Origin of the sequence: Isoptericola sp. NPDC057653 (assembly GCF_042799955.1) — a bacterium.
Lineage (GTDB): Bacteria > Actinomycetota > Actinomycetes > Actinomycetales > Cellulomonadaceae > Isoptericola.
In genome coordinates this window covers 1,064,019-1,090,441 of record NZ_JBHVHP010000001.1, presented here as the reverse complement: position 1 = coordinate 1,090,441, position 26,423 = coordinate 1,064,019, and the positions used below count along the sequence as shown (strand labels likewise).

Genomic DNA, 26,423 nt, shown 5'->3' with positions numbered 1-26,423 from the left:
GCCGGGGAGGTGGCTCCCCGCGCTTGCCCGCGCGCCGGACGGCGCGGGGGCCAGGTCGTCACCCGGGGCACCCCGCCGCGAGAGGAGGGTTGCCGGCCAGCGAGCCGGGGCTTCGCGCTGGCACTCATGACCTGCGGACCATCGTGCGGGGGCACCACGACCCCGTCAAGCGGGGCCCCCGGAGTTCTCACGATGCGGTCGCGTGAGAGGCTGACGGCATGCCCAGCCGGACCACCCCGCCCCCAGGCGCGCCCCCGGGGGACCTCGTCGGAGAGGTGGCCCACGCGCTCGACGCCGGCGACGCCCAGGGCGCCCGGCACGCGGCCCGCGCCGCGGCCGGCGACGAGGCGGCCGACGTGCTCGACCTGCTCGCGCACCGCGCCGCCGGCGGCTCCGCGCTCGCCACGGAGCTGCTGGTGGAGCAGCTGGACGAGTCCGGCGTCGTGCAGCGGTTCGTGCGCAGCTCGCTGCTCGACGAGGCGGCCGTCGACGACGTCGGCCAGGACGTGCTCATCTCCGTGGCCACGTCGGTCCGGTCGTTCGCGGGCGGGTCGCGGGTCACGACGTGGGTGCACGGCATCGTCCGCCACCGGGTGGTGGACCACCTGCGCCGGCAGCGGGCCACCACGACGCTGCCCGACGACGACGTCGGCCCGTCCGAGCGGATGAGCTCCCTGCTCGCGACCCGCGCCACGGTGCGCGACGCGCTCGCCGCGCTGCCCGAGCTCTACCGCGAGCCCGTCACGCTGCGGGACATCGAGGGCCTGCCGTACGCCGACGTCGCCGAGCGCCTCGGGCGCAGCGTCGGCACGGTGAAGTCCCAGATCTCCCGGGGCCGCGCCCTCGTGGCGGCGGCGCTCGGGGGCGTGCCCTGATGGCCGGGACCGGCGCGAACGAGCGGCTCCTCGGCCGGTACCGGGTGGGCGAGGTGATCGGCGCAGGGTCGTTCGCCACCGTGCACCGCGCCGTCGACGAACGGCTCGACGACGTCGTCGTGGTCAAGGTCCTCGCGGAGAACCACAGCCTGAACCCGGAGATCCGCGAGCGGTTCATCGCCGAGGGCCGCGCGCTGCGCCGGGTGGCGAGCCCGCACGTGGTGGCCGTGCACGACATCGGCGAGAGCGACCGCCAGCAGCCGTACCTGGTGCTGGAGCACGCGGACCGCGGCACGCTGGCGCAGCGCGTCGGCGCGCTGCGCGCCGACGGGTGGACCGCGACGCCGGCCGACGTGCTCGCCGTCGCCCGCGGGCTCGCCGCGGCGGTCGAGGCCGTGCACGCCGCGCAGCTCGTGCACCGCGACCTCAGCCCCGGCAACGTGCTGCTGCGCACCAGCCCGGACGGCGCCGGCGACGGCGCCGCCTCGTCCGTCGTGCGGGCCGACGAGCGGCTCGTCGTGGCCGACCTCGGCATGTGCAAGGACCTGGCGCTCAGCTCCGGGCTGACCGTCGCGGGCGGGACGGAGGGCTTCCGGCCACCCGAGCAGGACGGCCCCGGCACCGTCGACACGCGCGCCGACCTGTGGGCGATGTCCGCCCTGGTCACCTGGCTCACCGAGGGCGCCTCGCCGCCCCGCGCCCTCACGACCGCGCTGGGCCGCAGCCTCGCCGGCTCCCCCGCCAGGCGGCACCCCGACGCGGCCGCCTGGCTGGCCGACGTCGAGCGCGCCCTCGACCCGGCGCACGGCACGGGCACGGGCACGCCCGCGGGACGTGGGCGCCGCCGCCCCGCGCGCGCCGTCGTCGCCGCCGTGGCGGGTGCCGCGCTCGGTCTCGGCGCCGGCGTCGGCGGCACGCTCTGGCTGGACGACCACCCGTCGTCGGCCTCGGGCGGGGCCAGCGTGTCGATCTCCGGTCCGGCGACGGCGACCGTCGGGACGCCGGTGACGCTCACGGCGGACGTCGACGGCGCCGCGCACTGGGTCTGGACGCTCCCCAACGGCGCCTACGCGACGGACGAGGAGACCGTGGAGCTCACCGCCAACCGGGCCGGCTCCGCGGAGGTCGTGCTGGACGCCCGCGCCCCCGACGGGACGCCGATCACCGCCGTCCACCGCCTCGAGGTCGCCGCCGGGTCGTGACCCTCCGGGGCCCCGACGGCGAGGCCGGCAGGAACCGATCCGGGTCCGCGTGCAACCTTTCGTCCGTCGCCTCCGACTCACGGGTGTCAGCAGCGATCCCGCTGACCCCATCGACAGGAGACACCATGCGACACCTTCCCCGCCGACTCACGCCGATCGCCCTCGCCGGCCTGCTCGCCCTGGGTGCCTGCGCGGCCCCGGGCCCGGACGCCGGGTTCGACGACGCGGGGGCCCCGGCAACAGGCGCGCAGGCGCAGGTCAGGACGGGTTCGAAGGCCGAGCCGAAGGCGTCGGCGAAGGCGTCGGCGAAGGCGTCGGCGAAGGCGTCGGCGAAGGCGTCGGCGAAGGCGTCGGTGAAGGCGTCGGCGAAGGACGCGTCGGCGTACACGGTGCGCTACTCCGACGGCTACAAGACCGTCATCACCCTCGACCGCACGCAGGTGGAGAAGCTCACCGGCACCGACCTCGCCGCGGGCGTCGCCGGCGCGGAGCGTGCGCTCGCCGAGCGCGACACCTGGTCGGGCGCCGACACGAAGGAGCATGCCGGCGTCGTCGTCGTCGACGCCGCCGACCGCGAGTCCGACCGCATCGACCGCGTCCTCGGCACGATGGCCGACGGCCGCGACGTCGAGCTGCGGCTGTACGTCGCCCACCACCAGCACGCCCACGTCGCGCACTTCGGCGAGGACGACGACTGAGCGGCTCCCGCCCCGCGCACGCCGCGGCATGTATCCGGCCCGGCGGCCGGCACTCCCTGACAGGCACGTCCCGAACGACCTCACCGACAGGACAGATCATGCGAATCTCCCCCCTGCGACTGGCCCCCCTGGCCGTCGTGAGCCTGCTCGCCCTCGCCGCCTGCTCCCCGGGCGACGCCGCCGGGTTCGACGACGCCGGCGCCACCGCCCAGGTCACGGACGCGACGACGTCGCCCGCCGCGGACGGGGAGGACGACGCGGACCCGGCCTCGAACGACTCGACCACGGGATCGGGCGAGGGATCGGGCGGGGGCTCGGGCCGACCCGGCGTCGACTTCCCCGACCCGGACGACGTGATCGCGGACGCCACCTTCACCGTCCCGGGGACCGAGGACAAGAAGGTCCGCATCGGCGTCGAGTCCGTCGTGGTCTCCGGGCGCACGACGGAGCTGCGGCTCGTCATGACCCCTGAGTTCGACGACGGCGGCCAGCCCGCGTCGTTCTACGACGCCACCGGGGAGGCCCCCGCCCTCACCCTCATCGACCGCGAGAACCTCAAGGAGTACAGCGTGCTCGAGGCCGACGGGGGCGGCCGGTGGTACCGGTCCGACCCCGTCTTCACGACGGCTCTGCCCGGCCGGTCCGTCGGCTACCAGGCGTTCTTCGCGGCGCCCGAGGACGACATCACCGCCGTCGACGTCAAGCTCGCCGACTCGATGCCGGTGTTCGAGGACGTCCCGCTGACCTTCGAGGACTGAGCCGATGCGACCCCACCTGCGCACCCGACACCCCTGGCGCGCGCTCGCCGCGGCCGCGGCCGTCCTGACGGGCCTGGGCGCCGCCGCACCGGCCGCCGTCGCCGCCGACGACGACCCGGCGGGCGGCTACGCCTGGCCCGCCATCGGCGCGCTCGACCTCGGCGACCCGTCGCAGGAGAACATGGTCCGGTCGGTCACCGAGTACGTGACCGAGGGCTCCGTCCTCTCCGTCGACGACACGACGACGGACGGCGCCGAGACCGTCGTGACGCTGTCGTCGGACATCCTGTTCGACCCCAGCGAGTCCGCGCTGTCGAAGGCGGCGAGGGCGAAGGTCGCGGACCTCGTCCAGGACGTGCCCGAGGGCGCCACCGTCTCGGTCGACGGCCACACCGACTCCGTCGACTCTGACGCGTTCAACCAGAAGCTGTCGGAGCGGCGGGCGAAGGCCGTGGCCGGCGCGGTCAGGGCCGCGCGCGGCGACCTGAGGCTCGAGGTCCACGGGTACGGCGAGTCCCGGCTCGAGGCGCCCGAGACCGGCGACGCCCAGGCCGTGGCCGACGCCCGCGCGCAGAACCGGCGCGTCGAGCTCCGCTACGGCGGCTGACGACCGCGGCCCGTCGGCCGCACCCCCCGGGAGGGCGGGCACCCCGTGCGGGCGCCCGCCCTCCGGCGCACGGCCGTTCGCTTCGCGAGACGCACGACCACCACGCGGACGGCTGTCGTACGATCGCCACGACCATCCCGAGCGGCCGAGTGACGTGGCACGTCGACGCCGCAGCAACCCGCGGGCCGGTCGTCGTCCTCGTGGCGGCGGACGGTCCGGACGAGGGTGCTACCGCCACGACCGATGGGAGGAACGCGATGACGCCCCAGATCGACCCCCGCCCCGCCGACGGCTACGCCGGCGACCTCACACCGCAGCAGGCGTGGGACCTGCTCGCCACCGACCCCGCCGCCGTCCTCGTCGACGTGCGCACCGAGGGCGAGTGGCGCGCGATCGGCGTGCCCGACACGTCCGCCGCGGGCAAGCGCCCCGTCTTCGTCGAGTGGGTCCAGGCGGGCGGGCGCCCCAACGCCGGCTTCCTCGCCGACCTGGCCGGCGCCGGCGTGACCGCCGACGCCCCGGTCGTCTTCCTGTGCCGCTCCGGCCAGCGCTCGATCGGCGCCGCACGCCTCGCGACGTCCGCCGGGCTCGGGCCGGCGTACAACATCCTCGAGGGCTTCGAGGGCGGGCCCGGCTTCGACGGCGTCCGCGACCGCGAGGGCTGGAAGGTGCGCGGGCTGCCCTGGGGCACCTACGCCGACGACACCGACGACGCGGCGGAGGCCCGCGCGTGAGCGCCGGGAACCGGGACATCCCCACCGGCCCGGCAGCCGACGACGTCGTCCACGGCGGCTCGGGCCGCGGGCCCCTGCCCGCCACCGCCCGCCCGGCGACGCTCGCCGTCCGCGGGGGTCACCGGCGCTCGGAGTACCAGGAGACGTCCGAGGCGCTGTTCCTCACGCAGGGCTACACCTACGACACGGCGGCCGACGCCGAGGCGTCGTTCCGCGGCGACCTGTCGCGGTTCGTGTACTCCCGGTACGGCAACCCGACCGTGCACACGTTCGAGGAGCGGCTGCGGCTGCTCGAGGGCGCGGAGGCCTGCTACGCGACGGCGTCCGGCATGTCGGCGGTCTTCACGACGCTCGCCGCGCTCGTCTCCAGCGGTTCCCGCATCGTCTCGGCGCGGGCGCTGTTCGGCTCCACGAACGTCATCTACGAGGAGATCCTCGCCAAGTGGGGCGTGCGGGTCGACTACGTGGACGGCCACGTGCTGTCGCAGTGGGAGGAGGCGCTGGCGACCCCCGCCGACGTCGTCTTCTTCGAGTCCCCGTCCAACCCGATGCAGGACCTGGTGGACGTGCGGCGCGTGGCCGAGCTGGCGCACGCCGCCGGCGCGCAGGTGGTGGTGGACAACGTGTTCGCCACCCCGGTCCTGCAGCAGCCGCTGACGCTCGGCGCCGACATCGTCGTCTACTCCGCCACCAAGCACATCGACGGCCAGGGCCGGGTGCTGGGCGGCGCCATCCTGGGCCCGAAGGAGTTCCTCGAGGGCCCCGTCCAGACGTTCATCCGCAACACCGGGCCGTCGCTCAGCCCCTTCAACGCCTGGGTGCTCGCCAAGGGCCTCGAGACGCTCGACCTGCGCGTCCGCGCGCAGAACGCCGCCGCGCTCCAGATCGCGACCGCGCTGGAGGGCCTCGACGGGATCGCCGCCGTGCGCTACCCGTACCTGCCGTCGCACCCGCAGCACGAGCTGGCGCTGTCGCAGCAGTCCGGCGGCGGCACCGTCGTGACGTTCGACCTCGCGGTGCCCGAGGGCACCGACCCCGAGGCCGCGAAGGAGCGCACGTTCGCCTTCCTCGACGCGCTGCAGATCGTCGACATCTCGAACAACCTCGGCGACGCGAAGTCGATCGTCACCCACCCCGCCACGACGACGCACCGCAAGCTCGGCCCCGAGGGCCGCGCCAAGGTCGGCATCGCCGAGACGACGGTGCGGCTGTCGATCGGGCTGGAGGACCCGCGGGACATCCTCGAGGACGTCGAGCAGGCGCTGCGCGCCTGACGTCGCCCTGTCGGAGGCGCCTGCCAGGATCGGGCCCCTGCCCCTCGGACGACCTGGAGGACCCATGGGCTCGATGCACGACTTCGACTTCCTCGTCGGCTCGTGGCGGGTGCGTCATCGCCGTCGGGGGGACTCCCTGAACCCGGCGGGCCCCTCGGACACCTGGACCGAGTTCGAGACCGAGGCCACGGTCGGCCACATCCTCGACGGTCTCGGGAACGCCGACGACACGACGGGCACCCTTCCGGACGGGACGCGGTTCAGCGGGCACAGCCTGCGCCTCTACGACCCGGCGCGGGACCTGTGGCGGATCTGGTGGGCGTCGACCGGCAACCCGGGCGAGCTGGACCCGCCGGTCGAGGGGCGGTTCACGGACGGCACCGGCACCTTCGTCGGCCCGTTCGAGCACGACGGCCGGACGCTGCTCGCGCGCTTCCACTGGCTCGACACGGCCTCCGAGCACCCCCGGTGGGAGCAGGACTTCTCGTTCGACGGCGGCGACAGCTGGGCGCCCGTCAACTGGGTCATGACGCACACCCGGCTGCGCTGAACCTGGCCGCCCGCGGAATTCGCTGGCCCGCCGCACGGGCGGTGCCTACCGTCGGACCGTGCCCGACGCGATCTTCGACGACCCCACGCTGGCCCGGCTGTACGACCCGCTCGACCCGGACCGCAGCGACCTCGACGCGTACCTGGCCCTCGCCCGCGAGCTGGGCGCGCGCCGGGTGCTCGACGTCGGCTGCGGCACCGGCACGTTCGGGGTCCTGCTCGCGGCGGAGGGGGTCGACGTCGTGGGCGTGGACCCGGCGCGCGCGTCGCTGGACGTCGCGCGGGGCAAGCCCGGCGCCGACCGCGTGCGCTGGCTGCACGGCGACGCCACCACCCTGCCGCCGCTGGAGGTGGACCTCGCCACCATGACGGCGAACGTGGCGCAGGTGTTCGTCACCGACGACGACTGGGCGGCGACCCTGCGGGGCGTCCGCGCCGCGCTGGCGCCGGGCGGGCGCCTGGTCTTCGAGACCCGCGACCCGGCCCGGCGGTACTGGGAGCGCTGGACGCGCGAGCACACGCACGCCCGCACCGACGTGCCCGGGTTCGGCGTCGTCGAGAGCTGGACCGACCTCCTCGAGGTGTCCCTGCCGCTCGTGACCTTCCGCGGCACGTTCGTGCTGCCCGACGGCCGCGTGCTGCAGTCCGACTCCACGCTGCGCTTCCGGGGGCACGACGAGCTCACGGCGTCTCTGGACGACGCGGGCTTCGTCGTCGAGCAGGTCCGCGACGCCCCCGACCGGCCCGGCCTGGAGTGGGTGTTCGTCGCGCGAGCGGTCGAGCGCGGCTGACGGCGCTCAGCGCGCCGTGCGGACGACCATCTTCCCGGTGTTGGCGCCGCGCATCATGTCGACGAACGCCTGCGGGGCGTTCTCGATGCCGTCGACGACGGTCTCGTCGTAGGCGATCTTGCCGTCCGCGAACCAGCCGGTCATGAGCTCGCCGAACGCGGGCGCGTGGTCCAGGTAGCCCGCGAGCGTGAAGCCCTTGAGCATGAGCCCGCGGGTGATGAGGTTCGCCATGTTGTCCGGACCGGGCAGCCGGTCCGTGGTGTTGTAGCCGGCGATGGCGCCGCACAGCGCCACGCGGCCGCCGTCGTTCATCACGTCGAGGGCCGCGGTGAGGTGGTCGCCGCCGACGTTGTCGAAGAAGACGTCGACACCGTCGGGCACGAGGCCGGGGAGCTGCTCCCGCACGGGAGCGTCCTTGTAGTTCAGTGCCGCGTCGTAGCCGTACTTCGACGTGAGCAGCTCGACCTTCTCGGGCGACCCGGCCGAGCCGACGACCCGGCCCGCGCCCAGCAGCCGCGCGATCTGGCCCGCGGCGGTGCCGACGGCGCCCGCGGCGCCCGAGACGAAGACGGTGTCGCCCGGCTTCATGCCCGCGATCGCGGTGAGCCCGACGTACCCGGTGAGGCCCGTCATGCCGAGGATGCCCAGGTGCAGCGACAGCGGCACGCCCGGCAGCTCCGGCACGACGCGGAAGCCGCGCGCGTCCTCCTGGACGACGTCGCGCCAGCCGTGCTGGTGCAGCACCACCGCGCCGACCGGGACGTCGTCCGACGCGGACCCGACGACGCGGCCGATCGCGCCGCCCGTCATGGTCTCCCCGAGCGCGAACGGCGGGGTGTAGCTCTTCACGTCGTTCATGCGCCCGCGCATGTACGGGTCGACGGAGACGAACTCGTTGGCCACGCGGACCTGGCCGGGCTCCAGGTCGCCGTACGTGACCTGGACGGTGCGGAAGTCGTCCGGCGTGGGCCACCCGGTGGGGCGGGCGGCGAGCTGGACCTGGGTGGAGACGATCGAGGACATGCGGGGTGGAGCCTTCTTCCGGTACGGGTGGTGACGGGCTGCGCGCCGGTCAGAGCGCGAGGCCGACGACGAGGACGACGACGGCGAGCAGCGGCACGGCGCCCTGCTTGACGGCCGCGCCGCGCTTGCCGGGCGAGGACAGGAACAGGACGAGGGCCGCGGCGAGCATGCTCCCCGTGCCGGCGAGGACGAGGGCCGCGCCGGCCCCCGTGGTCCCGGCGGCGACGAGCACGACGCCGATCGCGGTCACGACGGCGAGGAACAGGTTGTAGAAGCCCTGGTTGAAGGCCAGCTCGCGGGTCGCGACGGCCTCCTGCTCGGTGGTGCCGAAGGTGGCCCGCGCCCGGGGCGTGGTCCACGCGAGCGACTCGAGCCAGAAGATGTAGACGTGGAGCGCGGCGGCGACTCCCGCCAGGACCAGTCCCGTGGCGACCATCGGTTGCTCCCTGCATGCCTGCCGGCGCCTCGGCGCCCGGTCGTTTATGGAACGTACGGTTCACAACATAGAGTTGGACCGACCGTTCCACAAACCGGGAGGCACGATGGGCAGGGCGCAGGGGTTCGAGACCGGGCACGTGGTCCGCGCCGCCCGCGAGGTCTTCTGGCGCGAGGGCTACGCGGAGGCGTCCGTCCCCGCCCTCGAGCGGGCCACCGGCCTGAACCGGTCGAGCATCTACCACGCCTTCGGCTCCAAGCGCGGGCTCTTCGACGCCGCCGTGCAGAGCTACCTCGACGAGATCGTGCGGCCCCGCCTCGGCCCGCTCGTCGCCGACGACGTGGCCCCGGGGGCGCTCGTCACCTACCTCACGGGCCTGCGCGCGGCGCTCGCCCGCGCCGACGAGGTCCAGGGCACCTCGGGCTGCCTGCTCGTCAACACGTCGAGCTCGCCGATCGCCCGCGACGACGCCGTCCGCCAGACCGTCGCCGACTACCGCGCCGAGCTGCACGACGCCCTCGCCCGCGGGGTCGCGGCCGCCCTCCCCGACGCCTCGGCGAGCGAGGCCGGGCGGCTGGCCGACGTGTGCACGGCCCTCGTGATCAGCGCGTTCACCCTCGTGCGGGTCGACCCGCCCAGCGCCCTGCACTGCCTGGACACCGCCGTCGCGCTGCTCGAGGACGCGCGCCGCTGACCCGTGGCATGCTCGTGCCGCGGCGGACGCGCTCGACGGCGACGCGGGGCCGCAGCATCCCGGGAGGACGCCGATGAGCACGACCCTGCGGCACGAGACGATGGAGCTGCCGGTGGCGGCGGTCGGCGCGGAGGGCCCGTTCCCCCCGCTCGAGCCGGAGAAGGTGCCCCACCAGCCCCCGGACCGCACCACGGTCCCCGCCGACATCGCCGACCGGGTGGAGGCGGCGGCCCCGCCGTGGGTGTTCCCGTACCACCCGCAGTCGGACTACGGCCGCGACCGCACGCCCGGCCGCCTCGACGTCGTCGTGCTGGAGAACGCGCATCTGCGGGCGACGGTCGTGCCGGGGCTCGGGGGCCGGATCTGGTCGCTCGTCGACGTCCCCACCGGCGCCGACCTCGTGTACGCGAACCGGGTGCTGCAGCCCGCGAACCTGGCCCTGCGCGACGCGTGGTTCGCCGGCGGGGTCGAGTTCAACGTCGGCACGCGCGGGCACTCCCCCACGACGTGCTCCCCGCTGCACGCGGCCGTGGTGGCCGGTCCGGACGGCGCGCCCGGCCTGCGGATGTGGGAGTACGAGCGGGTGCGCGGCGCCGTCGTGCAGATCGACGTCCACCTGGGCCACGACGCGACGATGCTGGCGGTGCACGTGCGCGTGACCAACCCCGGCGACGTGCCGGTGCCGATGTACTGGTGGACCAACATCGCGGTGCCCGAGGAGGACGACACGCGTGTCTTCGCGGCGGCGCGCGACGTGTACCTCTCCGACTACACCACCGGGCTCACGGGGATCACGGCGCCGTGGCGCGGCGACGTGGACATCACCCGGCCGGGCCGTCACGCCGACGCGGCGGACTACTTCGTCGACTGCCGGGGCGTCGACGTGCCGTGGGCGCTGGCCGTGGACCCGGCGGGTACCGGGCTGCTGCACGCCAGCACCCCGCGGCTGTCGGCCTGCAAGCTGTTCTGCTGGGGCTCCGGCCGCGGGTCGCGGCACTGGCAGGAATGGCTCTCCCCCGAGGGCGGCCGGTACGCCGAGATCCAGGCGGGCCTCGCCACCACCCAGTTCGAGTACCTCGAGCTGGGCGCGCGCGAGGAGTGGTCCTGGACCGAGGTGCTCGGGCGGGTCGACCTGGGCCCGGTGCCGGCGACCACCGGCCCCGAGGACGGGCTCGCCCGGGCCGGCGCCGCGGCGTCGGCCCGCGTGCCCGCCGCGGACCTCGCGGCGCTCGACGCCGAGCTGGCGCGGGTCGCCCGCCAGGCGCCCGGCGAGACCGTCGCCGTCGGCTCCGGCTGGGGGCACGTGGAGGCGCTGCTCCGCGGCCCCGCGGGCTGGGTCGACGAGACGGCGACGCCGTTCCCCGACGTCGCCGACGGCCCGCACCGCCCCTGGCAGGGCCTCGTGACCGACGGCACCGCCCCGGCCGACGTCGACGCCCGCGCGCACGTGCGGGGCGGTCACTGGGCCGACCTGCTGGCGGACGCAGCCCACGACGGCGACGCGTTCGCGCTCTACCACCTGGGTGTCCTCGAGCTCGTCGACGGGGACCCGGACACGGCCGGACGCCACCTGCGCGCGTCGCTGGACGCCGCGCCGAGCGCCGCCGCGCACCGCGCCCTCGCGCACGTCGCGCTGCGGCGGGGCGACACCGACGCCGCGGTCCGGGAGCTCGACGCCGCCCTCGCCCTCGCCGGCCCGGGCTCCGTCGAGCGTCCCGCCCTCGTGCTGGAAGCCCTGCGCCGCCTGCTCGACTCCGGGCGGCACGACCGCGCGCTCCAGCTCGCGAGCGCCGCGTCGGCGGAGCCGCCCGCGCAGGCCACCGCGTCCGAGCGCGCCCGGTTCAGGCTCGCGGAGGTCGAGGCGCTGCTCGGACTGGACGACCGCGCCTCCGCCCGCCACGTCCTCGAGACCGGCGACGTCGTCCCCGCCAACCTGCGCGAGGGCGAGTCGCTCGTCGCCGCGCTCTGGGAGCGCGCGGCCGGCGGCGCGCCCCTGCCCGAGCGGCTCGACTTCTCGATGCACGGGTCGTCGGAGGGGCGTGCCGCGGTGTCCTGAGTGTCCTGAGTGTCCTGAGGTCGGCCGCGGCGCTATGTTCCGGTCATGTCGACGGAGACGGTCCGGACCCCACCGCGCCGACGGCCGCGCGCGGGCTGATGGGTGACGCTCGCCGTCGTCGCCGCGGTGGTCGTGACGGGCATGGCGCAGGTCTTCCCGCTGCCCCGGACCGCGGACGTCGCGGTGCCGCCGCCCGAGGCCACCGCCGAGGACGTCGTGCGGGCCTACCTGACCGCCGTGGACGCGCACGACTGCGCCACCGCGCAGGAGCTCACGGCTCTCCCGTTCGCGACGACCACCGAGACCATGTGCCACGACGCCGCGAGCCTGGAGATCACCGATCTCGAGACCGTCGGCACGGGCGCCGTGAACGCGGGGTTCGACGTCGACTGGCGTTTCTTCGCCGACGACGGCTCGATCCCCGAGGGCGGGTACTGGTGGACCTACTTCCTCACCCGCGACGCCGACGGGTGGCGCATCACGGACGCCGGGAACGGCTGACCCGGGACGTCACGCCCCCGGCACGACGAGGCCGGAGTCGTACGCCCACACGACGAGCTGCACGCGGTCGCGGGCTCCCGTCTTGGTCATGATCCGGCTCAGGTGCGACTTCACGGTGCTGGGCTCCAGGAACAGGGCCGCCGCGATCTCCGCGTTGGACGACCCGCGGCACAGCAGCGCGACGATCTCCCGCTCGCGCCCGGTGAGCAGGCCCGCGGCCGCCTCGTCCGGCGCGACGGGGCCGCGGCGGCGCGCGAACTCGTCGATGACGCGGCGGGTGAGCGTCTGGTCCACGAGGCCGTCCCCGGCCGCGACGCGGCGCACGGCGTCGACGAGCACGTCGGGCTCGGCGTCCTTGAGGAGGAAGCCGGACGCGCCGGCCTCGAGGGCGCCGAACACGTAGTCGTCGAGGTCGAAGGTGCTGACCACGAGCACCGGCACGGGGTCGGCGACGCCCGGGCCCGCGAGCTCGCGGGTCGCGGTGATGCCGTCGCCGCCGGGCATCCGGACGTCCATGCACACGACGTCCGGCCGCTCGCGGCGGGCCACGCGCACGGCGTCCGCGCCGTTCGACGCCTCGCCCACCACCTCCAGGCCCTCGCTCTCGAGGATGACGGTGAACCCGGCGCGCACCACGGCCTGGTCGTCGACCAGCACGACGCGCGTCACCGGGCACCCTGACCGGCCCGAGGGGCCCCCGTCGTCGCGCCCTCCGGGCGCGGCACGGTGAGCCGCACCTGCCAGCCGCCCCCGGAGGTACGCCGCGCCGAGAGCCGGCCGCCCACGAGCTCCGCGCGCTCCGTCATGCCGATGACGCCGTGCCCGGGGACCTCGTCGTCGACCTGCGTCGCCGCCGACGAGGGGTCGCCGCGGCCGTTGCGCACGGTGAGCTCCATCGCGTCCTCGTCGTAGGCCGTCTCGACGTCGACGGCGCTGCCCGGCGCGTGGCGGCGGGCGTTGGCGAGCGACTCCTGCAGCACCCGGTACACGGTGAGCTGCGCCGTCGGCGGCAGCTCGAAGGGCTCGCCGCGGCGCGTCTCCTGGACGCGCGTGCCCGTGCTGCGGGCGAGGTCGAGCAGGGAGGGCACGTCGGCCAGCGTGGGCTGCGGGGCCGACGGCGCGTCCTCGCCACGGTCCCCGGTGTCGCGCAGGATGCCGACGACGAGGCGCAGGTTCTCGAGCGTCTCGCGGCCCTGCGCGCGGATCCAGCGCAGCGACTCCCGCGCCCGTTCCGGGTCGCCGTCGACGAGCCGTTCCGCGGCGGCGGCCTGCACGACGATGCCCGACAGGTGGTGCGCCGCGACGTCGTGCAGCTCGCGGGCCATGCGGCCGCGCTCGGCGAGGACCGCCTGCGCCGCGAGCGCCTCGCGCTCGCGCTCGGCCTGCGCCACGCGCGCCCGCAGCTCCGCCAGCAGCTCCCGCCGCGTGCCGACGTACGCCCCGACGAGGGCGGCGCCCACGTACGTGACCAGCGCGGACACGAGGCCGCCCCACAGCTGCGTGCCCACGGGGACGCCCAGCTCGGCGGCCGTCGCGGGGCCGCCGAGCACGAACCCGAGCAGCACCTGCGCGACGGCGGTGCCCGCCGCCGCGCCCAGGGCCGGGCGGCGCGGGGCGTAGACACCCGCCGAATAGGCCGCCACCAGGGCCGCGGGCCCCTGGAAGCTCACGAACGGCGGCAGCAGCGGCACCAGCACGAGCTGGCCCAGCAGCGTCAGCGCCAGGCAGAGCACGGGCCACCGGCGGCGCAGCGTCAGCGCCATCGACTGCCCGACCAGGACGACGCACGTCGCCACCGTCGCGCCGGTGCTCATCGCGCCGACCGACGCGGACGCCCCGAACGTCTCCCCGAGGCCCGACGACACGACCCGCAGCACGGCGAGGAACAGCGCGACGGACAGCACCGCGACGACGCCTCCGAGCAGCGCGTCCCGGCCCGTGGCCGTCCGGACGCCCAGGGCGTCGAGCCGCCGTCGCAGCGCGTCGAGCACGGGTCCTCCGTCGGTGTCGTGGGGTCGGTCGGGTGCGGTCGCGGGGCGCGTGCCGCCCGGCACACGGTACGACGTCCGTGCGCCGGGCGGGGAGGTGTCCGTGCAGGTCACGCCAGGTCAGGCGGTGTGATGCGTCACGCCAGGTCACGGCGTCGGAACACCGCTCCGGCGGTGACCAGCAGCACGGCCGCCCAGGCGAGCAGCCCCGCCAGCGCCGCCGCGACCCCGACGCCCGCCCCGGCGTCGGTGGTCGCGCCGAACAGCTGGGCCGCGCCCTGCCCCGCCGACGCGAGGGAGCCGAGGGTGATCGGCAGCCACGACGTCGCCGTCGTCGCGCCGCCCGTGAGGACGAGCGCGGCGGCCTGCACCATCGGTTCCACGAGGGCCAGCGCCACGACCACGACGACCGCCGCGACCTGCCCCCGCACGAGGGTACCGACGGCGAGCCCCAGCCACGAGAGCAGGACGAGGACTGCCAGGCCGCGGGCCCACACGCCGAGCGCCTCCACCGGGCCGATCGCCAGGCTCGCGCCCGGCGTCGTCGCGACGGCCAGCACCAGGCCGACCGCCGTCACCAGCGCCAGCGCCACGCCGATGGCGAGCGCCGCCACCGCCGTCGCGCCCGCCTTGCCGGCGAGGACCCGCAGCCGGTCCGGAACCGCGAGGGCCGTCGGCACGATGCCGCCGGTGCGGAAGTCGGCCGTGGCCGCGAGCGCCCCGAGCAGCAGCAGGCACAGCGCGGTGACGCCGCTCGAGCCGGACCCGGCCGGCCCGTTGCCCAGGAGGTCGAGCAGGCCGCGCTGGGCGGCGGCGGTGCCGAGGTCGGTGGCGGAGGCGAGCCCGGACAGGAGCTCGCTCGTGTCCGCCGGGGACATCTGGGCCCCGACGTGGAACCCCGCGTCCGACCCGCTCAGCGCCTCCAGGGTGCGCAGGGTGCGCGGCAGCACGAGCGTGAGGACCTGGGTGAGCACCATGCCCGCGACCGCGACGGCCGCGACGACCCACGGGGTCCGGGTGGTGCGGAGCTTGAGCAGCTCGGCCCTGAACACGGCGAGGGACATCAGCGCACTCCTTCGGTGGCGGCGGTGAGGTCGAGGTACACGTCCTCGAGGCTCCGGTCGGTGACGAGCTCGGCCAGCGGCCCGGCGGCGACGACGCGGCCCTGGCCGACGACGACCAGGTCGTCGGCGACCTGCGCGACCTCGCCGAGCACGTGGCTGGCCAGCAGCACGGTGCCGCCGTCCTCGGCGAACGCGCGCAGCAGCTCGCGCAGCCAGCGCATGCCGGCTGGGTCGAGGCCGTTGGCGGGCTCGTCGAGGACGAGCACGCGGGGCCGGCCGAGCAGCGCGGCGGCGATGCCGAGGCGCTGCCGCATCCCCAGGGAGTAGGTGCGCACGCGGCGGTCGGCGGCCGGCGTCATGCCGACGGCGGCGAGCACCTCGTCGACCCGGCCCGGGGGCAGCCGCGACGCCGTGGCCAGGACCCGCAGGTGGTTGCGGCCCGTGCGTCCGGGGTGCAGGCCGCCCGCGTCGAGCAGCGCGCCGACCTCCTGCGCCGGGTGCTCCAGCTCGGCGTACCGGCGGCCGTCGAACGTCGCCGTGCCCGAGCTCGCCCGTGCCAGGCCCAGCAGCACCTGCAGCGTCGTGCTCTTGCCCGCGCCGTTGGGGCCCAGCAGGCCCAGCACTCGGCCCGGCTGTGCCGTGAAGCTCACGTCGTGCACGGCCTCGAAGCCGCGATAGGACTTGTGCAGCCCCTCGATCCGGATGGTGGTCATCCGTCCCTCCCTCGTCGTCCCGGCGCCCCGGTCGTCCGGAGCCCTGTGCCGGTACCCCGAGCCTCCCCGGGACCGGGTGGGCGGGTCTTGGGGCGGAGGGCGGAACCTGCGTTGCGCCTTTCGGGGGGGGTGGTGCGGGTCAGGCCCCCGCGAAGAGGCGGTCGAGGTGCTGGTCGATCGCCGCCAGCGCGGCCCGGGGCTCGACGACGCCGAGCTCGAGCAGCGGGGAGAACCCGGTCAGCGCCAGGACCAGATCGGTCTCGATGCCCGGGTCCCGGTCCGGGGCGATCTGGCCCTGCGCGACCGCATCGCGGACGAGGCGCTCGACCATGGCCCTGCCGTCGCGGAGCCCGAGGCCCGCCTGCCGGCGCAGCGCCGGGTCGTGCAGGGCCTCCAGGACGTACGCGGCGCTCATGCGGCTCGACGCCCGCGCGTCGGGGTGCAGGGGCAGCATCTCGACGAGCACCAGGCGCAGCACGTCCCGCGGGTGCGGGGGCTGGTCGAGCGCGGCCAGCCCCCGCGCGACCCGGTCGGCGGTGCGCTCGGCGGCGGACTCCATCGCGAAGGTCAGCATCGCCGTGCGGGACGCGAAGTAGTGCTGCAGCTGCCCCAGCGAGACGCCCGCCTCGCGGGCGACCTCGCGGAGGGTGGCCCTGGACCAGCCGTGCTGGTCGACGACGCGCCACAGCGCGTGGGCGATCGCCTCGCGCCGTTCCTGGTGGTCCACCTGCTTCGGCATCCTGCTCCTCCCCCGGGTGTCGTGCGCTCGATACAATACAGTTGACTTGGAACAAGACGGGACGGGAGACACGATGAGCGACGAGCACCCGCCGGCCCCGTTCTTCAACCCGTACGCGGTCGCCATCGACGACGAGGTGGCGATCGCGCTGCTCGCCGAGATGCACGTCCGGAAGGCGATCGAACGCGGCGAGTTCGACGACCTGCCCGGCAGCGGCAAGCCGCTCGACCTGCGGGACCTGCACGACCCGGACTGGTGGCTGAAGGCCTTCATGCGGCGCGAGAAGCTCGTCGTGCTGCCGCCCTCCATCCAGCTCCGCAAGGACGACGCCGCGCTGGACGGGCGCCTCGACGAGCTGTGGAGCGAGGACGACGCGCGCCAGGAGGTCGAGGAGTTCAACGAGCGGGTCCTGCGTGGTCGCTACCAGCCCCCGGCCGGGCCGCCGCTGGTCACCATGCCGCGCGACGTCGACGCGACGGTCGCCGCATGGGCCGAGCGTCGTGCGGCGCGGGCCGCGCAGGCGCGCGAGCGGCGTCAGACCGAGGCGCCGGACGACGACGGTCGCCGCCGTCGACGCGTCCGTCGGCGACGCCGCTGACCGGCGCCGAGGCGGTCAGGGGAGCCGCCGCGCGGCCGCGGCCCCGTCGGGGGCGACCACGCCGAGCTCCGAGCGCCAGGAGGAGGCCTCGGCATCCTCGACCCTGAAGACGAAGATCTGGTCCGTCGCGATACCTGTGGATGACCGACTGCCCGTGTCGGCGCAGGCCCGTAACCTGGCCGACGTGCTGCACGTCCACCGGTCCGAGCGCTCCGACGCGCTGGTCTCTCCCCTCGCCGACGTGCTCGCCGCGCCGCCGGACGACCCGTTCACGCCCGACGTCGTCGCCGTGCCCACGCGCGGCATCGAGCGGTGGCTGGCGCAGCGGCTCTCGCACCGGCTCGGGGTGGACGGCCCGTCGGGCGCGGGGGTGTGCGCCAACGTGGACTTCTCGTCCCCGTCGCGCCTGGTGGCGTCCGCCGTGACGGCGGTGACGGGCGTCGAGCACGACGACGACCCGTGGCGCCGCTCGCGCCTCGTGTGGCCCGTGCTGGAGACGGTCGACGCGTCGCTGGACGAGGCGTGGGCGGCCCCGCTCGCCCGGTACGTCGGGGAGGACGGTGACGGCGTCCGACGCTCGCGCCGGCTCGCCCTGGCGCAGCGGGTGGCCGACCTGTTCTCCGCGTACGCCCAGCAGCGCCCGGACCTGCTCGCGCGCTGGCTCGACGGCGCGGACGACGACGGCGCGGGCGCGCCCGTCCCCGACGACCTCGCCTGGCAGCCCCGGTTGTGGCGCCGCGTGCGCGAGCGTGTGGACGCGCCCGGCCCGGCGGAGGTGCTCGCCGAGGCCGTCGCCGCGCTGCGCGCGGACCCGGGCGCCGTCGACCTCCCCGCCCGGATCTCCGTCTTCGGCCCCACCCGCCTGCCCGAGGACCAGCGCCGCGTGCTGCGTGCGCTCGCCCTGCACCGCGACGTGCACCTCTGGCTGCCGCACCCCTCCCCCGCGCTGTGGGACGCGGTCGGGGAGCTCGCTGCCGGGGGCGCGGTCACCGGCCCGCGTCGCGACGACGTGCCGCCGGCTGCCCGGCACGCGCTGCTCGCGTCCACCGCGCGCGACTCCGTCGAGCTGCAGCTGCGGCTGTCGGGCACGCTCGACGCCCCCGGCGACGAGACCCCCGAGCTCCACGTCACGCATCACGCCGCGCCGCTCCCGCCCGCCACGCTGCTCGGCGCGCTCCAGGGGGCGCTGCGCGCGGACGACCCCGATGCCGCGCCCCACGCCGTCGACCCCGCGGACCGCAGCGTCCAGGTGCACGCCTGCCACGGGCGCGCGCGCCAGGTGGAGGTGCTGCGCGAGGTGCTCACCGGGCTGTTCGCCGCCGACCCGACGCTGGAGCCGCGCGACGTCATCGTCATGTGCCCCGACGTGGAGTCGTTCGCGCCGCTGGTCACGGCGACGTTCGGCGCGGCGCCCGACGGCGTCACGCAGGTGCACCCGGGGCAGCGGCTGCGCGTCAGCCTGGCCGACCGCGGGCCGGGCGTCGTCAACCCCGTGCTCGGCGTGCTCGCCACGCTCCTGCGCCTGGCCGACGGGCGCGTCACCGCCTCCGAGGTCCTCGACCTCGCCACCACGGAGCCCGTGCGGCGCCGCTTCCGGCTGTCCGACGACGACCTCGACCGCTGGCGCACCTGGGCCGTCGAGGTGGGCGTGCGCTGGGGCGAGGACGGCACGCGGCGGGCCCGCTTCGGCATCGACCCGCGCGTGCGCCAGGGGACCTGGGACGCCGCCCTGGACCGGGTGCTGCTGGGCGTGGCGATGGCCGAGGAGGACTCGCGCTTCGTGGGCCCGGCGCTGCCGCTGGACGACGTCGGCTCCACCGACGTGGACGTCGCGGGCCGGTTCGCGGAGCTGGTGGCACGGCTGACCGGGCTGCTCGCCGACCTCGACGGCACCCACCCGCTGGAGCACTGGCTCGACACGCTCGACCGGGCCGTCACCCTGCTCACCGACCCCGCCCCGGACGACGCCTGGCAGTCCGTGCAGGCACGCCGGGTGCTCGGCGACGTGCGGGCGGCCGGGGCCGGGCGCCCCGCCGCGACCTCGGGCGGCGGGCTGCGGCTCGAGGACGTGCGCGCTCTGCTCGCCGACCGGCTCGCCGGCCGCCCCACCCGCGCCGGCTTCCGCACCGGCGCGCTCACCGTCTGCTCGCTGGAGCCGATGCGGGCCGTCCCGCACCGGGTGGTGTGCCTGCTCGGCATGGAGGACGGCGCGTTCCCCCGCTCGGCCACGCCCGACGGCGACGACCTGCTCGCCCGCGGCGCGTGCCTCGGCGAGCGTGACCGGCGCAGCGAGGACCGGCAGATCTTCCTCGACGCCCTCACCGCCGCGCGCGAGCACCTGGTGGTGCTGCACTCCGGCGCCGACGAGCGCACCGGCGCCGACCGGCCGCCCGCCGTGCCCGTCGCCGAGCTGCTCGACGCGATCGACCGGGTCGGTGCCACCGCGGACGGCGGGCCGGCCCGGCGGCAGGTCGTCGTGCGGCACCCCTTGCAGGTGGTGGGCGAGCGCAACTTCGAGGCCGGCGCGCTCGGCACCCCCGGGCCGTTCAGCTTCGACCAGGCCGCGTTCCGCGGCGCGGCCGCCGGGCGCGGGGAGCGCGTCGAGCCGGGCCTCCTCGTGCCCGAGCCGCTCGCGCTCGACGCCACCGCACCCTCCGAGGTCGACCTCGACGACCTGGTCGCGATGCTCGAGCACCCCGTGCGCTGGTTCCTGCGGACCACGCTCGACGTGCGGATCGCGCAGGACGAGGACGAGGTGGACGACCGACTGCCCCTGGCCATGCCGCCCCTGGCCGCGTGGGGCGCCGGCGACCGCGTCCTCACCGCCGTGCTCGGCGGCACCGACCCCGGCCGGGCCTTCCAGGCGGAGTGGCGGCGCGGCCAGGCGCCGCCTCGCGAGCTCGGACGCACGTCCCTGCGCGACGTCGTCGCGCGCGTGCAGCCCGTGGAGGTCATGGCCCGGCAGGTGCGCGCCGACCAGGCCGCACGCGCCGTCGACGTCGCCACCGCCCTGCCCTCCGGGGTGCTCGTCACCGGCACGGTCCCGGGCGTGCACGGCGGCCGGGTGGTGCGCGCCGAGTACTCCAAGCTGGGGCCGAAGCACCGGTTGCGCGCCTGGGTGCAGACCCTCGCGCTCGCCGCGTCCGACGGCGACGGCGGCCTCCCCGAGGGCGAGCGGTGGCACGCGGGCACCGTCGGACGGGCCCCCGGCCGCGGCGCCAAGGCCGCGTGGAGCCTGATCCAGGCCCCGGACACGTCCGACGCCGCACGCCTCCTCGACGACCTCGTGGCGCTGCGGGCCGAGGCGGCCCGGGCGCCGCTGCCCCTGCCGCCCGACGCGGCGCACGCCTACGCCACCACCCGCGCCGGCGGCACCGGCGACCCCGGCCAGGCGACCAGCGAGGCCCGCTACACCTGGACCGGCGGCTTCGAGAAGACCGATCCGTACCACCTCATGGTCTGGGGGGACGGCGCGTCGTTCGACGCGATCGCCGGCACCCCGGACGACGACGACCGGCGACGGTTCCCCGACGAGCCGTCCCGGCTGGGCGCGCTCGCCCGGCGGGTGTGGGACCCGTTGCTGGCGCACGAGCAGAAGGGCACCTCATGACGGCGGGGATCGGCACCGACGCGGTCGACGGGCTGGCGGGCACGCCCGACCGCCCGGTCTTCGACGTCTGCGGCCCGCTGCCGGACGGCACCACCGTGCTGGAGGCGAGCGCCGGCACCGGCAAGACGTTCACCATCGCGGCGCTCGCGACGCGGTTCGTGGCCGAGGGCCGCGCCGAGCTGCGCGAGCTCATGCTCGTGACGTTCGGCCGCGCCGCCACGTCCGAGCTGCGCGACCGCGTGCGCGAGCGCCTGGTGAGCGCCGAGCGCGCGCTGCGCGGCCCGGACCCGGCGTCGCACCCGGACCCGGTGGTGGCGCTCCTGGCCGACGTCGACGCCACCGAGCTGGACCGCCGCCGGTCCCGGCTCACGGCCGCGCTGTCCCAGCTGGACGCCGCGACGATCACCACGACGCACGGCTTCTGCCAGCAGATGCTCACCTCGCTCGGCATCGCCGCGGACGTCGACCCGGCGGCCACGTTCGTCGCGGACGTCGCCGACCTGGTGCGCGAGGTGTCCGACGACCTGTACGTGCGCCGCTTCGCGGACGAGGCGCACCCGGCGCTCACCCCGCCCATGGCCGCCGACCTGGGCCGCGCCGCCGTCAGCGACCACCAGGCCGTGGTCGAGCCGGCGGAGCCGGCCGGCGGCGCGCCGTCGACCCAGGGCGCGCTGCGCCAGGCGGTCGCCCTGGAGACCCGCACCGAGACCCTGCGGCGCAAGCGTGCGCAGCACCTCCTGGACTACGACGACCTGCTCGTCATGCTGCGCGACGCCCTCGTCGACCCCGTGCACGGGCCGACGGCGGCGGCCCGCGTGCGGGCGCGCTACCGCGTGGTGATGGTCGACGAGTTCCAGGACACCGACCCCGTGCAGTGGGAGATCCTGCGCACCGCGTTCCACGGCCACCGCACCCTCGTGCTCATCGGCGACCCCAAGCAGGCGATCTACGCCTTCCGCGGCGCCGACGTCGTGGCGTACCTCGACGCGCAGCGCGACGCGACGGCCGTCGCCACGCTCGGCACCAGCTGGCGCAGCGACGAGCCGCTGCTGCGCGCCCTGGACACGGTGCTGGGCGGGGCGGCGCTGGGCGACGAGCGGATCGTCGTGCGGCCGGTGGAGGCCGCGCACCGCGGCTCGCGGTTCGACGGCGGCGCGCCCCTGCGACTGCGGCAGGTGACGCGCGCCGCGCTGCAGATGTCCCCCGGCGAGACGCCGCCCGTCGGCCCGCCGCGCCAGCTCGTGGCGCGCGACGTCGCGGCGGACATCGCCGCCCGGCTCGGGCGCGACCGGCTGCTCGACGGCGCCGACGACGGGACCGGCGACGAGGGCGCCACCTGGCGCCCGCTCGAACCGCGCGACGTCGCGGTGCTGACGCGCACCAACGTCCAGGCCGAGACGGTCCGGTCCGAGCTCATGAAGCGCGGGGTGCCGGCCGTCGTCTCCGGGCTGTCGAGCGTCTTCGCCACCCCGTCCGCGCGCGACTGGCTGACGCTCCTCGCCGCGCTGGAGCAGCCGGGCGCGCACGGCCGGGCGGCCGCGCTCGCGCTCACGCCGTTCGTCGGCTGGGACGCGGAACGACTGGCGACGGCCGACGACGCGGCGCACGACGCGCTCGCCGACACGGTGCGCCGCTGGTCGCGGCTGCTGTGGGCGCGCGGGGTCGCGGCGCTGCAGGAGGCGGTGACGCGCGAGGGCCTGGCGGAGCGGCTGATGCGCACCAGCACCGGCGAGCGCCACCTCACCGACCTGCGGCACGTGGGCGAGGTGCTGCACGTCGCCGCCGTGACCGAGGGGCTGGGCGCGTCGGCGCTGACCGCGTGGCTGCGTCGCCGCATCCGCGAGGCCGCGCAGGACTACGACGAGGAGCGCAGCCGCCGCCTGGAGACGGACGCCGCGGCGGTGCAGGTCGTCACCGTGCACGCGAGCAAGGGGCTCGAGTTCGGCGTCGTCTACGTGCCGTTCGCGTGGGACCGGTTCGAGCCGCGCCAGCCCGAGGTGCTGCGCTTCCACGCCGGTGACGGGCGCCGCATCCTGCACGTGGGCGGCCCCGGCTCGTTCGGGTACGACGCGGCCCTGGAGCGGCACCGCCGCGAGGAGGGCGGCGAGGACCTGCGCCTGCTGTACGTGGCCCTGACGCGGGCCCGGCACCAGGTCGTCGCGCACTGGGCTCCGTCGAAGGCCAACACCTCCAAGGGCGGGCTGACGCGCGTCGTGCTGGGTGAGCGCACGCTCGGCGGCGAGCCCGCGCCGCACGCCTCCCAGCAGGCGATGCGCGACGACGCGGTGCGCGCCGCTTTCGGTGCGCTGGCCGGCCGTTCCGGCGGCACCGTCTCGGCCGAGGAGGTGCCCGCCGAGCCGTCGACCGCGCGCTGGCGCCCGCCCGCGGAGCACGAGCCCTCCCTCGACGTCGCCCACCTCGACCGCCTACCCGACCAGACGTGGCGGCGCGCGTCGTACTCCGCGCTCACCGCGGCGGCCCACACCGGGCGACCGGGCGGGCTCGCCCCCACGGCGGCCGCCGGGCCCGCGTCCGGCGGGGTGGAGTCCGAGCCGGAGGGCGGCGGGGTGCAGGACGAGCCGGCCGACGCCGCCCCCACGGCCGTCCGGCCGGGCGGCCCCTCCACCCCGGGTGCCGTCGACGCACCGGGCGCGGACCTGCCCTCGCCGATGTCCGGGCTCCCCGCCGGGACGGGGTTCGGCACGCTCGTGCACGAGGTCCTCGAGTACGCGGACACCGCCGCACCCGACCTCGACGCCGAGCTGCTCGCCCGCTGCGCCGCCGCCGCGACCTCCCGGGTGCCCGGCACCGACCCGGCGGAGCTCGCCGCCGCCCTGGGCGTCGTCGCACGCACGCCGCTCGGGCCGCTCGCGGCCGGCCGCACCCTCGCAGAGGTCACCCCGCGCGACCGGCTCGCCGAGCTCGAGTTCGAGCTGCCGCTCGCCGGCGGTGACGGTGACGCCCCCTCGCAGGGGACGACGTCGGAGGGCGCCGGCCTGACCGACATCGCTGCCCTGCTCGGCCGTTACCTCGGCGACGACGACGCGTTCGCCGCCTACCCCGCCGCGCTGGCGGAGCTCGCGGAGGCGGACCCGGGCGCGCGCCCGCTCCGCGGCTACCTCACGGGGTCCATCGACATGGTGCTGCGCGTCCCGGGCGACGACGGCGCCCCGCGGTTCCTCGTCGTCGACTACAAGACCAACCGCCTGGGCGTCCCCGACACCCCGCTGACGGCGTACGACTACCGCCCCGAGGCCACGGTCGACGCCATGCTGCACGCCCACTACCCGCTGCAGCTCGTGCTGTACCTCGTGGCGCTGCACCGCTACCTGGCCTGGCGGCTGCCCGGCTACGACCCGGAGGTGCACCTCGGCGGCGGGCTCTACCTGTTCGTGCGCGGCATGTGCGGGCCGGGCACGCCCACCGGGCCCGACGGCGCGCCCCACGGCGTCGTGTCCTGGGTGCCGCCGCGCGGGCTGGTGCCCGCCCTGTCCGCGCTGCTCGACGGAGGCGACGCATGACCGACACCGCCACGCTGCCCGGCGGCCCGGCCGAGTCCGCCGGCGACGTCCGCGTCGCCGCCGCGGCCCCCGGCCTGCTGCGGGAGTTCAACGCCGCCGGGCTGGTGGCGGCCACGGACGTGCACGTCGCGACCCGGCTCGGCCGGCTCACCGGCGAGGAGGACGCCACGGTGCTGCTCGCCGTCGCCCTCGCCGTCCGCGCCCTGCGCGGCGGGTCCGTGTGCGTGCGGCTGGACGACCCCGACGAGCTGGCGGCGCTCGCGCTGCCCGAGGACGCCGACCGGGGCGACGCGCTCGCCGACAGCCCCGCCGCCGCTCCCCCGCCCTGGCCGGAGCACGGCGCGTGGGTGCGCGCGATCGAGGCGAGCCCCGCCGTGGCCGTCGGCGCCGGCGAGCCCGTGGACCGCCCCGCCCGCTGGGTCGGCGGCCGCCTGTACCTCGACCGCTACTGGCGCGACGAGCTCACCGTGCGGCGCCTGGTCGACGCCCGCCTGCAGGCGGCACCCCTGGTCCCCGCCGGCGCCGACCGGCTCGAGGGGGCGCTCGCCCGCCTGTTCCCCGCCGCGGGCGACGTCCGCCAGCGCCTCGCCGCCGCGCACGCCGCAGGCCGCCGCCTCACCGTGCTCACGGGCGGGCCCGGCACCGGCAAGACCACCACGGTCGCGCGGCTGCTCGCCGTGCTGCAGGACGTCGCCGGCGAGGATCCGACCGGAGGACCTCCCCTGCGGGTCGCGCTCGCCGCGCCGACCGGCAAGGCGGCCGCGCGGCTGCAGGAGGCGGTGCGCGAGGTGGTGGGCGCCCTCCCGTCGGAGGACCGCGAGCGGACCGGGCGCCCCGACGCGACCACCGTCCACCGGCTGCTCGGGTATCGCAGCGCCACCCGCTTCCGCCACCACGCGGGGCACCACCTGCCGCACGACGTCGTCGTGGTGGACGAGACGTCGATGGTGCCGCTGTCGCTCATGGCGCGGCTGCTCGAGGCGCTGCGCCCGGACGCCCGGCTCGTCCTCGTCGGGGACCCCGACCAGCTCGCGTCCGTCGAGGCCGGAGCCGTGCTGGGCGACCTCGTCGCCCGCCCGCCGGTGGTCGGCACGCTGGCCGAGCACCTCACCACCGCCACGCCGGCCGAGCCGGGCGAGCCGGGCGAGCCCACGTGCGGTGCGGACGACGACCGCCGCTCCCTCGCCAACGGCGTCGTGCGACTGGTCACCGTGCACCGCCAGGGCTCCGACTCCGCGATCCTGCCGCTGGCCGCGGCGATCCGCGACGGCGACGCCGACGCCGTGCTCGACGTCCTGCGCGCGGGCGACGGCGGTGTCGAGCTGGTCGAGGCCGACACGGAGCGCCTCGACGAGCACGCCGTGGCAGGTCTGCACCACGACGCGGTCGACGCCGGGCGGCGGCTGGTCGCCGCGGCGCGCGCCGGGGACGCGGCGGGCGCCCTGGACGCGCTGTCCGCGCACCGCGTGATGGTCGCGCACCGCCGCGGGCCGGTCGGCGTCGCCCGCTGGGCGGCGCAGGTGGAGGCGTGGGTCGAGGACGCGACCGCCGACGGCGCGCTGCCCGCCGCCCCGGGGACGCCGTGGGTCGTGGGCCGGCCGCTGCTGGTCACGACCAACGACGCCGACGTGGGCCTGTACAACGGCGACACCGGGGTGCTCGTGGCCGAGGGGGACGGCGTCGTCGCCGCCTTCGGCGACCCGCGGGACCCGCTGCGCCTGCGCACCCACCGGCTGCCGCCGGTCGAGACCGTGCACGCCATGACGGTGCACCGGGCGCAGGGCAGCCAGTTCCGCCGCGTGTCCCTCGTGCTGCCCCCGCCCACCTCGCCCCTGCTCACCCGCGAGCTGCTGTACACGGCGGTCACGCGCGCGCAGGAGTTCGTGCGCGTCGTGGGCACCGCGGAGGCCGTGCGGGCCGCCGTCGCGCACCCCGTCCGCCGCGCGAGCGGTCTCCGCGACCCCCTCCCCTGACGCGCCCGCCGCCGTGAGG

Annotated in this window: 23 protein-coding genes and 1 riboswitch; of the genes, 16 read left to right on the top strand and 7 right to left on the bottom strand. The window is 76.6% G+C overall.

Annotation, left to right across the window (positions count from 1 at the left end):
• Positions 1 to 14 precede the first annotated feature (14 nt).
• A riboswitch (SAM riboswitch) is annotated at positions 15 to 132 on the bottom strand.
• Between the two features lie 86 nt (positions 133 to 218).
• The 9 genes from ACFU9A_RS04955 to ACFU9A_RS04915 all read left to right on the top strand — a co-directional run bounded on the left by ACFU9A_RS04955 (position 219) and on the right by ACFU9A_RS04915 (position 7,488).
• The gene (locus ACFU9A_RS04955; protein WP_430574150.1) at positions 219 to 875 is read left to right on the top strand and encodes an RNA polymerase sigma factor; all 657 of its coding nucleotides are present in this window, start codon (positions 219 to 221) and stop codon (positions 873 to 875) included.
• Positions 875 to 2,077 (top strand): protein kinase, encoded by a 1,203-nt coding sequence (locus ACFU9A_RS04950; protein ID WP_430574149.1) that lies wholly within the window; start codon positions 875 to 877, stop codon positions 2,075 to 2,077. The genes ACFU9A_RS04955 and ACFU9A_RS04950 overlap by 1 nt, the downstream gene beginning before the upstream one ends.
• Positions 2,078 to 2,202: 125 nt before the next feature.
• Positions 2,203 to 2,775, top strand: a complete 573-nt coding sequence (locus tag ACFU9A_RS04945) for a hypothetical protein (RefSeq protein ID WP_430574148.1) — start codon at positions 2,203 to 2,205, stop codon at positions 2,773 to 2,775.
• A 98-nt stretch (positions 2,776 to 2,873) separates the two neighbouring features.
• Positions 2,874 to 3,533 (top strand): hypothetical protein, encoded by a 660-nt coding sequence (locus tag ACFU9A_RS04940; RefSeq protein WP_430574147.1) that lies wholly within the window; start codon positions 2,874 to 2,876, stop codon positions 3,531 to 3,533.
• Between the two features lie 4 nt (positions 3,534 to 3,537).
• A complete protein-coding gene (locus tag ACFU9A_RS04935; RefSeq protein ID WP_430574146.1) occupies positions 3,538 to 4,140 on the top strand; it encodes an OmpA family protein in 603 nt (200 codons plus the stop codon).
• A 257-nt stretch (positions 4,141 to 4,397) separates the two neighbouring features.
• Entirely contained in the window at positions 4,398 to 4,874 is a 477-nt protein-coding gene (locus ACFU9A_RS04930) for a rhodanese-like domain-containing protein (protein WP_430574145.1), read from the top strand.
• A 74-nt stretch (positions 4,875 to 4,948) separates the two neighbouring features.
• Positions 4,949 to 6,148 (top strand): O-succinylhomoserine sulfhydrylase, encoded by a 1,200-nt coding sequence (locus ACFU9A_RS04925; RefSeq protein ID WP_430575341.1) that lies wholly within the window; start codon positions 4,949 to 4,951, stop codon positions 6,146 to 6,148.
• Positions 6,149 to 6,212: 64 nt separating this feature from the next.
• Complete coding sequence (locus ACFU9A_RS04920) at positions 6,213 to 6,698, top strand: hypothetical protein (protein ID WP_430574144.1); 486 nt, start codon at positions 6,213 to 6,215, stop codon at positions 6,696 to 6,698.
• A 58-nt stretch (positions 6,699 to 6,756) separates the two neighbouring features.
• Complete coding sequence (locus ACFU9A_RS04915) at positions 6,757 to 7,488, top strand: class I SAM-dependent DNA methyltransferase (protein WP_430574143.1); 732 nt, start codon at positions 6,757 to 6,759, stop codon at positions 7,486 to 7,488.
• Positions 7,489 to 7,494: 6 nt separating this feature from the next.
• On the opposite strand, the gene ACFU9A_RS04910 is transcribed toward ACFU9A_RS04915, so the two are convergent.
• Positions 7,495 to 8,511: an NADP-dependent oxidoreductase gene (locus ACFU9A_RS04910; protein WP_430574142.1), complete on the bottom strand. Its 1,017-nt coding sequence runs from the start codon at positions 8,509 to 8,511 to the stop codon at positions 7,495 to 7,497.
• Positions 8,512 to 8,560: 49 nt separating this feature from the next.
• Entirely contained in the window at positions 8,561 to 8,947 is a 387-nt protein-coding gene (locus ACFU9A_RS04905; RefSeq protein ID WP_430574141.1) for a DUF1304 domain-containing protein, read from the bottom strand.
• 106 nt (positions 8,948 to 9,053) lie between these two features.
• Between ACFU9A_RS04905 and ACFU9A_RS04900 the strand changes: the two genes are divergently transcribed.
• The 3 genes from ACFU9A_RS04900 (at position 9,054) to ACFU9A_RS04890 (ending at position 12,198) form a co-directional block, all read left to right on the top strand.
• Positions 9,054 to 9,641, top strand: a complete 588-nt coding sequence (locus ACFU9A_RS04900) for a TetR/AcrR family transcriptional regulator (protein WP_430574140.1) — start codon at positions 9,054 to 9,056, stop codon at positions 9,639 to 9,641.
• A gap of 73 nt (positions 9,642 to 9,714) precedes the next feature.
• Positions 9,715 to 11,697, top strand: a complete 1,983-nt coding sequence (locus tag ACFU9A_RS04895; RefSeq protein WP_430574139.1) for a DUF5107 domain-containing protein — start codon at positions 9,715 to 9,717, stop codon at positions 11,695 to 11,697.
• A 102-nt stretch (positions 11,698 to 11,799) separates the two neighbouring features.
• On the top strand, positions 11,800 to 12,198 hold the full coding sequence (locus tag ACFU9A_RS04890; protein WP_430574138.1) for a hypothetical protein: 399 nt from the start codon (positions 11,800 to 11,802) through the stop codon (positions 12,196 to 12,198).
• 9 nt (positions 12,199 to 12,207) lie between these two features.
• Here ACFU9A_RS04890 and ACFU9A_RS04885 read toward each other — a convergent pair whose 3' ends face one another.
• From ACFU9A_RS04885 to ACFU9A_RS04865, 5 genes are all read right to left on the bottom strand, one after another.
• The gene (locus ACFU9A_RS04885; RefSeq protein WP_430574137.1) at positions 12,208 to 12,867 is read right to left on the bottom strand and encodes a response regulator; all 660 of its coding nucleotides are present in this window, start codon (positions 12,865 to 12,867) and stop codon (positions 12,208 to 12,210) included.
• Positions 12,864 to 14,189, bottom strand: a complete 1,326-nt coding sequence (locus tag ACFU9A_RS04880) for a sensor histidine kinase (RefSeq protein WP_430574136.1) — start codon at positions 14,187 to 14,189, stop codon at positions 12,864 to 12,866. The genes ACFU9A_RS04885 and ACFU9A_RS04880 overlap by 4 nt, the downstream gene beginning before the upstream one ends.
• A 134-nt stretch (positions 14,190 to 14,323) precedes the next feature.
• Complete coding sequence (locus ACFU9A_RS04875) at positions 14,324 to 15,250, bottom strand: hypothetical protein (protein ID WP_430574135.1); 927 nt, start codon at positions 15,248 to 15,250, stop codon at positions 14,324 to 14,326.
• Positions 15,250 to 15,963 (bottom strand): ABC transporter ATP-binding protein, encoded by a 714-nt coding sequence (locus ACFU9A_RS04870; RefSeq protein ID WP_430574134.1) that lies wholly within the window; start codon positions 15,961 to 15,963, stop codon positions 15,250 to 15,252. The genes ACFU9A_RS04875 and ACFU9A_RS04870 overlap by 1 nt, the downstream gene beginning before the upstream one ends.
• A 139-nt stretch (positions 15,964 to 16,102) precedes the next feature.
• Complete coding sequence (locus ACFU9A_RS04865; RefSeq protein WP_430574133.1) at positions 16,103 to 16,702, bottom strand: TetR/AcrR family transcriptional regulator; 600 nt, start codon at positions 16,700 to 16,702, stop codon at positions 16,103 to 16,105.
• A 73-nt stretch (positions 16,703 to 16,775) separates the two neighbouring features.
• Between ACFU9A_RS04865 and ACFU9A_RS04860 the strand changes: the two genes are divergently transcribed.
• The 4 genes from ACFU9A_RS04860 to recD all read left to right on the top strand — a co-directional run bounded on the left by ACFU9A_RS04860 (position 16,776) and on the right by recD (position 26,404).
• Positions 16,776 to 17,300 carry a DUF1992 domain-containing protein gene (locus ACFU9A_RS04860; protein ID WP_430574132.1) on the top strand — a complete coding sequence of 175 codons (525 nt, stop codon included), beginning with the start codon at positions 16,776 to 16,778 and terminating at the stop codon, positions 17,298 to 17,300.
• 184 nt (positions 17,301 to 17,484) lie between these two features.
• Positions 17,485 to 20,910, top strand: a complete 3,426-nt coding sequence (gene recC / locus ACFU9A_RS04855) for an exodeoxyribonuclease V subunit gamma (RefSeq protein ID WP_430574131.1) — start codon at positions 17,485 to 17,487, stop codon at positions 20,908 to 20,910.
• A complete protein-coding gene (locus ACFU9A_RS04850) occupies positions 20,907 to 24,431 on the top strand; it encodes a UvrD-helicase domain-containing protein (protein WP_430574130.1) in 3,525 nt (1,174 codons plus the stop codon). The genes recC and ACFU9A_RS04850 overlap by 4 nt, the downstream gene beginning before the upstream one ends.
• Positions 24,428 to 26,404 (top strand): exodeoxyribonuclease V subunit alpha, encoded by a 1,977-nt coding sequence (recD, locus tag ACFU9A_RS04845; RefSeq protein WP_430574129.1) that lies wholly within the window; start codon positions 24,428 to 24,430, stop codon positions 26,402 to 26,404. Before ACFU9A_RS04850 ends, recD begins: the two co-directional genes overlap by 4 nt.
• The last annotated feature ends 19 nt before the right edge of the window (positions 26,405 to 26,423 follow it).